1 protein-coding gene is annotated in these 626 nt (G+C 63.1%); it reads left to right on the forward strand.

The features are described from left to right. Positions 1 to 626: aldehyde dehydrogenase family protein (locus tag MUO32_RS29250; protein ID WP_257951894.1), on the forward strand; the 626-nt coding region annotated here is incomplete at both ends.

Consider the following 626-nt stretch of genomic DNA (forward strand, 5'->3'; position numbering starts at 1 on the left):
GAGCTTGGCGGCAATGCGCCCTTCATCGTGTTCGACGATGCCGATCTCGATGCGGCGGTGGAAGGTGCCTTGATCGCCAAATTCCGCAACAACGGCCAGACCTGTGTGTGCGCCAACCGTCTCTATGTGCAGGAGGGTGTCTATGACGCCTTCTCGGCAAAGCTCGCGAGCGCCGTCGGCAAGCTGAAGACCGGCAACGGTTTCGACGAGGGCGTCATCCTCGGCCCGCTGATCGATACGGCAGCCCTTGAGAAGGTGGAAGAACATGTCGCCGATGCGGTGAAGAAGGGTGGCCGTGTGGTGCAGGGCGGCAAGCGTCATGCGCTGGGTGGTACGTTCTATGAAGCCACCGTCATCGCCGATGTGACGCCTGACATGGCCGTCGCGCGCGAGGAGACGTTTGGCCCGGTCGCGCCGCTGTTCCGGTTCAAGGACGAGGACGATGTGATCGCGCAGGCGAACGACACGGAGTTCGGGCTTGCCTCGTATTTCTATGCCAAGGAGCTGTCGCGGGTGTTCCGCGTGGCCGAAGCGCTGGAATACGGCATGGTGGGTGTCAACACCGGCCTGATCTCCACGGCGGAAGCGCCATTCGGCGGTGTGAAACTCTCCGGCCTCGGCCGCGA

Source organism: Shinella sp. CPCC 101442 (assembly GCF_024704725.1).
Lineage (GTDB): Bacteria > Pseudomonadota > Alphaproteobacteria > Rhizobiales > Rhizobiaceae > Shinella.